The organism is Thermoplasmatales archaeon (assembly GCA_014361245.1).
GTDB lineage: Archaea > Thermoplasmatota > E2 > UBA202 > JdFR-43 > JACIWB01.
In genome coordinates, this window is record JACIWB010000051.1 from 1 (window position 1) to 8,096 (window position 8,096).

General features: G+C 34.4%; 8 protein-coding genes. All 8 read left to right on the forward strand.

Going from position 1 to position 8,096, the window contains the following annotated elements:
* Positions 1 to 233: 233 nt before the first annotated feature.
* A complete protein-coding gene (locus H5T45_06770) occupies positions 234 to 908 on the forward strand; it encodes a glycosyltransferase (protein ID MBC7129410.1) in 675 nt (224 codons plus the stop codon).
* Positions 909 to 923: 15 nt separating this feature from the next.
* Entirely contained in the window at positions 924 to 2,051 is a 1,128-nt protein-coding gene (locus H5T45_06775; GenBank protein MBC7129411.1) for a glycosyltransferase family 4 protein, read from the forward strand.
* On the forward strand, positions 2,048 to 3,094 hold the full coding sequence (locus H5T45_06780; GenBank protein ID MBC7129412.1) for a GDP-mannose 4,6-dehydratase: 1,047 nt from the start codon (positions 2,048 to 2,050) through the stop codon (positions 3,092 to 3,094). Before H5T45_06775 ends, H5T45_06780 begins: the two co-directional genes overlap by 4 nt.
* A complete protein-coding gene (locus H5T45_06785; protein ID MBC7129413.1) occupies positions 3,091 to 4,182 on the forward strand; it encodes a DegT/DnrJ/EryC1/StrS aminotransferase family protein in 1,092 nt (363 codons plus the stop codon). The genes H5T45_06780 and H5T45_06785 overlap by 4 nt, the downstream gene beginning before the upstream one ends.
* A complete protein-coding gene (locus H5T45_06790) occupies positions 4,179 to 5,297 on the forward strand; it encodes a glycosyltransferase family 4 protein (GenBank protein ID MBC7129414.1) in 1,119 nt (372 codons plus the stop codon). Before H5T45_06785 ends, H5T45_06790 begins: the two co-directional genes overlap by 4 nt.
* Entirely contained in the window at positions 5,294 to 5,821 is a 528-nt protein-coding gene (locus H5T45_06795) for a GNAT family N-acetyltransferase (protein ID MBC7129415.1), read from the forward strand. The genes H5T45_06790 and H5T45_06795 overlap by 4 nt, the downstream gene beginning before the upstream one ends.
* Positions 5,822 to 5,896: 75 nt before the next feature.
* Entirely contained in the window at positions 5,897 to 7,111 is a 1,215-nt protein-coding gene (locus H5T45_06800) for a glycosyltransferase family 4 protein (GenBank protein MBC7129416.1), read from the forward strand.
* Positions 7,112 to 7,419: 308 nt separating this feature from the next.
* On the forward strand, positions 7,420 to 8,096 hold a 677-nt coding region (locus tag H5T45_06805; protein MBC7129417.1), incomplete at its 3' end, for a hypothetical protein.

Sequence of the window (8,096 nt, forward strand, 5' to 3'; positions counted from 1 at the left end):
ATTTAGTGGAGAAAAAAGATATTCGTTAATACTAATCCACAAGGAGAACTGATAAGTTAAAGGATCCTTATAAGGCCAAAATGTGACTAACTATTAGTCGCTCACCCCAACATTAAATAATATAACAAGATAAATTATTAATATTAAACGCTTCGGATAAAATGTTTATCAATCAAAAAAAAACAGTATATAGGGGAGTTATAAGAATGCCTCCGTTGAATATCATTTCGATGATGGAAGATGTCACTTTTATAATACCAGCTTATAACGAGGAAAAGTCAATAGGACCTCTAGTTACGAGGATAAATGAATTATACCCAGAAACCAATATCATAGTTGTCGATAATAATTCATCTGATAGGACAGCTGAAATTGCAGAAAAAAAAGGTGCCCTTGTATTAGAAGAAAAAAACCAAGGCAAAGCTAATGCCATCTTTAAAGGCTTTAAGCATCTTGAAACAGAATATGCGATTATGATGGATGCTGACGGAACCTACCCCCCAGAAGATTCAATCAAACTCATAAAATTACTTAAAAAAGAAAATGCAGATGTTGCACTAGGATCAAGACTAAAAGGTAAAAGAGAAGACGGTGCAATATCCAAGACCAACTTAATTGGCAATTTTATCTTGAGCTTAATAGCCAGCATACTCTACCAAAAAATTAGTGATATTTGTACAGGCCATTGGGCCTTCACAAGAAGGGCGATCCAACACATTTTAGAAGAAGAGCTAAATTATCCTGGGTTTGAACTTGAAGCTGAAATGTTCTCCAAATTTTCAAAGGCGGGATTCAAGATCGTTGAAGTCCCAATATCATATAAAAGGCGGAAGACTGAACCGAAGCTTTCATCAATTAAAGACGGTTTCAAAATTTTTAAAACACTTATCATTGAAAAAATAAGATGAAAGACGGTGATTTTAGTGAAAATAGCATTCATTTATGATGGAGCATACCCATGGAACAAGGGAGGGGCGGAAAAAAGACTTTATGAGATTGGAAGGCGCCTTGCAGAAAGGGGTCATGAAGTCCATTGGTATTGTGTGGGTTGGTGGCTGCCCCAGGAAGAAAAAAGGGACATCGAATTTGACGGTATAGAATATCATGGTGTCTGCAGGCCATTACAATTATATGTAGATGGTAGAAGATCCATAAAAGCAGCGCTTAAGTTTTCTATAAGCTTGATAGGGCCTCTCCTACAAGAGGAATTTGATGTAATAGACTGTCAGAATTTCCCATATTTTTCATGTTTTTCTGGGAAATTTACTTCCATCATTAATAAAAGTAATTTCATTATCACTGTTTTGGAATATTGGGGGGATTATTGGTATGAATATCTCGGTAAAATAGGAGTGTTTGGTAAAATAATAGAGAAATTAACCTTCAGATTATCTAAAAATGTTATAACGATTTCTAATCAAGTTAAAAATGATTTAAGTTTTTATGATGGCTCCGTATATGTGATACCTGATGGTGTGCCTTTTGACACGATATCTAATGTTAAACCTTCAATGGAAAAATCTGATGTGATATTTGTAGGCCGCTTAATTAAGCATAAAAATGTTGATATTCTTTTAAAAGCGTTGAATCTTATAAAAAAGGAAGGTTTAAATATAAGATGTTTTATTATTGGTGATGGTCCTGAAAGGAAAAATTTAGAAAAGCTTACAAAAAAGTTGGATCTTAGAGAAAATGTCAGATTTCTTCATAAAGTTTCTAGGGATGATGATGTTTATGCTTATATGAAGTCTTCAAAAGTTTTTGTTTTTCCTTCAACTAGAGAGGGCGCAGCTCTTGTCACACTAGAAGCTAATGCAGCCGGTTTGCCGGTGATTACAATCGACCATCCATTAAATGCGAGTCGAGAGCTTATAAATAATAAAAATGGCATGCTTTCTGATTTATCCCCTTATGATTTGAAGGATAAAATAATTTTCATGCTCAATCACTATGAAGATTTTAAAGATGAGTGTATAAGTTTTGCAAAGGATTATACTTGGGATAACATTGCAAAATTAACAGAAAGGGTATACAAGGAGGTTTTAAAATGAAAAGTGCACTTATAACAGGCATCACGGGACAGGACGGAGCATATTTGGCTAATTTTCTTATAAAAAAAGGATATGAGGTTTATGGTATTTATAGGAGGCTTTCAACTCCAAATTTTTGGAGGCTCCAATACCTCGAAGTTTTTGATGAAGTAAATCTTATACCAGCAGATCTTACAGATGAATTCTCACTATTAGAAGCTCTTAAAATAGCAGACCCTGATGAAGTATATCATCTTGCAGCTCAAAGTTTTGTTGGAACATCCTTTGAACAACCTACAAGTACAGCCTATGTCACTGGCGTTGCAGTAACAAGCATGCTCGAAGCTATAAGGCATTACAATCCAGAAATAAAATTTTATCAAGCATCTAGCAGTGAAATTTATGGTGAAGGACACACCAAAATCTTAAATGAAGAATCGCCTTTTAAGCCTTCAAGTCCTTATGCGGCAGCTAAACTTTATGGTTATTGGATGACAAGGATATATCGCGAAGGCTATGACATGTTCAGTTGTAATGGCATCCTCTTCAATCATGAAAGTCCGCTTAGAGGTCTTGAGTTTGTAACAAGGAAAATTTCAAATGCTGTTGCAAAAATATCACTTGGACTAGCAGAGGAACTTCGTCTCGGAAACCTTGAAGCAAGAAGGGATTGGGGATATGCACCAGATTACATTGAAGCAATGTATATGATGCTCCAACACAATGAACCAGACGATTTCGTAATAGCCACAAGAGAAACACATACAGTTAAAGAATTTTGCGAAAAGGCCTTCGATGAAGTTGGTCTGGATTGGCAGGAATATGTTAAAATAGACAAAAGGTTTTTGAGGCCAGTGGATGTCAATTTTCTCTGTGGAGATTATTCCAAAGCAAAGGAAAAGTTAGGCTGGAAACCACGTGTAAAATTTGATAAATTAGTTAAGATCATGGTCCATGAAGATCTTGAACGATGGGAAAGATGGCAAGAAGGTGAGAAGTTCCCGTGGGATGCGCCAAATTATCCAGATGAAACCAAATTAATTACAAGGTCGCTGAGATTATGATACCAGTCCTTGAACCATCCATAGGAAAAGAAGAAATAGAGAATGTTTTAGAGGCTGTGAAGAGTGGATGGGTGAGTTCAAAAGGGGAATTCATAGAAAAATTCGAAAAAGAATTTGCAGACTATCATGGGGTCAAAGAGGCTGTTAGCACGTCAAATGGGACAACCGCATTGCACCTTGCCCTGGAATCCCTTGGAATAAAAAAAGGTGACGAAGTCATTGTACCTGTTTTAACATTCGCAGCCACTGCCAATGCTGTTATTTATTGTAATGCAAAACCCGTATTTGTTGACGTCCATCCAGAATATTGGTGCATAGATCCCAGGAAAATTGAGGACAAAATTACAGAGAACACCCGTGCAATAATACCAGTACACCTCTATGGCCACCCTTGTAACATGGATTGGATTATGGATATTGCAGAAGACCATGAACTTTATGTTATCGAAGATGTTGCAGAAGCTCATGGAGCAAAATATAAAAATAAGAAGGTAGGAACATTCGGTGATATCTCATGTTTTTCATTTTATGGGAACAAAATAATAACAACTGGTGAAGGTGGAATGTGCATAACTAATAACGAAGAACTCGCAAGTGAAATGAGAATACTCCGCGACCATGGCATGAGACCAGATAAAAAATATTGGCACGATAAAATAGGGTTCAATTATAGGATGACTAACTTGCAAGCGGCTCTAGGAGTTGCGCAATTAAAAAAGCTTGATAAATTCATAAATAAAAAAAGAAAAATAGCAAAAATTTACAAAAAAAACCTATACGTATTCCAAGAAAAAAAGAAGGTCGAATTACACCCAGAAATGTCATGGGCAAAATGCGTATACTGGACCTATTCAATACTCCTAAAAAATAAACCCAGAGATGACCTCATCAAATACCTTTATCATAGAGGTGTTGACACAAGACCGTTCTTTTATCCCTTAAATATAATGCCACCACACAAAAAAGAAGAAAAGCATCCTAATGCTTACAAAATTTCAAAAGAAGGCATCAATCTGCCCTCCAGCGTAAATATCAATGAAGAAACAATAGTTCATATCTGCAATTTAATCGAGGAGTTTATTAAATGAAGATAGCATTTATTCATCATACCTTAGTAATAGGCAGTGGAATCGACACAGTAATATGGGAATTGGCACATAGGCTTAAAGGAGAGCATGATGTTAAGATATTCACATTTCTCAACGAGTATCCTAGTGGACTTGTAAAGGTTGTGAATATCCCATTTAACGAAAACAAGGTTATTAACAGTGTTTTTTCACCTTTTTTACCGAACTCTTATAAATTGAGAGGTTTAATTAAAGAATTTGACGTTGTTAATGTCCATCATTATCCTGCAAATTTTTTCCCCTTTTTCCCTAAAAAACTTGAAACATTTAACATTGTCACAGAATGGAGCGGTCCCCCACTAAGTTTACTCAAAAATTTAAGCTTAAAAGAAAAATTTTACATTAAATTTATCATGGCAATGAATAAATACGCCGCTCTTCGCGCTGATGACTTAATAGCCCCCTGTGATTTTGTTAAAAAATGGATAAAAGACAATTATGGTCTTGATTCACGGAAAATATATCTTGATGGAATAAATTTTGATTATTTCAACTTTAAAAAGTATAAAAAGGAAAAAATTGACTTTGGGGGGCCTATCATACTCTATGTGGGACGCATCGCACCTAACAAAAACATTGATATTTTAATAGAATCATTTGAAACCGTGAAAAGGGAACTTGAAGATTCAAAATTGGTTATTGTCGGACGAAAAACATTCCCAGAATACTACAAGAAGCTCAAAAACTTTTTAAAAAAAAGAAAACTTGAAGAGAGTGTTATATTCACCGGAGAAGTTAGTTGGGACGACCTACCACTCTATTATGCATCTTGTGATGTTTTTGCAACATGTTCAGCTTGGGAAGGTTTCCTACGTGCCGAGGCATTCGCAATGAAAAAACCAATGGTAGCATTCGATGCGGGAGCCAATAAAGAAACAATAAAAGATGGCATTAACGGATTCTTAGTTAAAGAAAAGAGCCCGGAAGCATTTGCAAATGCACTCATAAAAATACTTGAAGATAATAATCTAAGGAAAAAAATGGGAAAGAATGGATACAAATGGGCAAAAGAAAACCTAGATTTTGATGTGATCGCGAAAAACTTTTCCAAGTATATTACGGAGGTCACCAATTGAAAATAAGGCTTCTGGAATTCAAAGACATTAGAGCCATTACAAGATTATATATGTCCCTCAACGAAGAAGAAAGATTGTTATTTCACCCATTCCCTTTCAATTATTTTATAGCATTTCTAATTTTTTTGTATTTTGCACTTTCCAATAAAATTTATAAAATTACAGGATTCATAACAAGATATACCATCATATCATTTATATGTTATAAAAAAGAAACAATGGCCGGCTTAGCGTTTATATCAAAAATAGAAATTACAGATGGTCGCAAAGTGGCTGGGAATTTTGGTATTGTAATAAGAAGGGAATTTAGAAGTCAGGGATTAGGAAAAAAATTGGCTACAAAGATTATTGAGTTCTGCAAAAATGAAAGAATCCAAAAAATCCATCTTACAGTAATGGCACACAATAAACCCGCACTAAATTTTTATAAAAAATTAGGATTCAAAATTAAAAAACGTCATGAAAAAAGAGAAAAATGGAAAAATAAATATTATTCCGACTATGACATGACATTAAACCTTTGATCATCAAAAAATAATCATAGAAAAACTAAGCAAGAAAAGTCCATGAAAGACTCCTATTGCGATACCGGTGATACAATGAAAATATGTTTCATTACGAGTTTATATCCGCCTATTGCCTTTGGGGGCGCTACTGGAGTTGCCCAAATGGAAGCAGAGTACCTTACAAATAAGGGAAACAGAGTCTTTGTGATAACGACAAGTCCAGATAAAAGCTACCATATTGAATGGATAAACAATGTCAAAGTTTACAGATTACCCCCATCTAATATTTACACCTTCTATGAAAATTTTAAAAACCAGAACCTCCACGGATTACCTTCAAAGATTTTATGGCATATAATCGACACATTTAATTTTAAAATCGCAAACAAGGTTAGAGAAATTATCAATAAAGAAAAACCTGATATAATCCATGTACACAATTTTAAAGGACTTTCAACTATCTTCTTCAATAAAATCAAAGCTCCTATCGTTTTTACTGCACACGATTACAGTATATTATGTCCCAAGGCCAATCTCTTAAGATCTGATGATACAATATGCAAAAAAAAGCTGCTCCCTTGCTCTGTGTATACTATTATTAATAGGGCTCTTTTAGATAATAAAATAGACGTTGTAATATCCCCATCAGAGTTTCTAATCGGCAAATTTAAAGAAAATGGTTTATTTAAAAAAGCCAAATTAATTAGTCTCCCCAATCCCATAAAATTAAATAAAAGGAGATCACCTCCTAAATTTTATGACAAGCTCAGAATATTATATGTTGGAGAACTAAGTAAATCTAAAGGTTTACATGTCCTAATAAAAGCTTTCAAGAAAATCAGCAATGCAACCCTTCATATTTATGGAAAAGGAAAAGATGAGAATTATTTCAAGAAAATGGCAAAAAATAATGAAGACATGATTTTCCATGGATATGCCAATGGATTTGAAGAGTTAAAAGAAGCTTATGAAAGAGCAAATGTCACGGTCGTGCCATCAATATGGTATGAAGTTTTTGGGATGATTATCATTGAGAGTTTTGTGTGTTCAACGCCTGTAGTTGCAAGTAGGATTGGGGGGATACCAGAACTTGTCAGAGATGGTTATAATGGTTTTTTATTTGAACCTGGAAATGTGGATGAACTTGCAGATATATTAAATGAGATTTCAGGAAATCCAAGGATTCTCAGGAAATTGGAGAAGGGAGCACGCGAATCAAGTAAAAAATATGATATAAAAGAACATATAAACAAATTGGAGGAAATTTATAGGAGCTTAACAGGAAAAAATCACAAAAGAACCAAATAAAAACAGCTACATGAATAAGGCAATATCCATAACGGAATACAATGTTGTCGAAAAAAAGTCATGGCTTCCATTTTACACTGAATAAGAAGAGTTTAATGATAGATTTTACTACAATGAAAAAATATATAACGCTTCGAAGGTTAAAGATTTGATGGTGGAAGGCCACACATATGAAGTTATAGAAAAAAAATGGAATTCCCTTCCAGAAGATCAAATAGTAGACAAAAGTCCCAAGAAAATATAATAGATAGACCAAAAGGGGAATAAAGTAAAATATGCGTGGAATTATAACTTGCGAGGAGAATAAGATGAAAAGAGATATTATCTACACACTAATACTGTTACTACTCATTGATATTGCAATTATAGCTGATATTCCTGGCCTGAGGCAATCTCTGCCATTCTTGTTCTTTACTTTTATTCCAGGTTATCTTTTGGTTAGAAATTTTGATATTGGATTTGTTGAAAAGTTTGTCTTGTCTGCTGCATTAAGTCTTGCTCTGCTCATGTTCGTCGGACTCTTTGTAAATAGCTTGTATCCGTGGGTTCTAGAGCCTTTGAGTTTAGCGCCGCTGTTAGTTTCCTTGAATATTTTAATGATGGTATTGTGTGTTTTTTCTTTTTGGAAAGAAAAGGAAGTTAAGTTCGAGTTTAAGGGGAAGTTGAGTGTGCGTCCATTGATGGTTTACCCTCTCTTTTTGCCTGTTTTAACAGTTCTAGGATCCTATGTTATGAATATATATTCTATTAATCTTATTTTGCTTTTCATGTTAATTAGTATACCGGTGTATATTCTTATTCTTGCAATGGAAAGAGACAAGGTATCTCCCTTTGTTTATCCCATCACTTTATATTGTATTGGATTTTCTCTCCTCGCCTTGAATATTCTACCATCTAATTATATCATTGGAAGAGACATACACATGGAATATTATTGTTTTAAGACAAGCCTACTCAATTATCATTGGGATATCCATGATCCCTA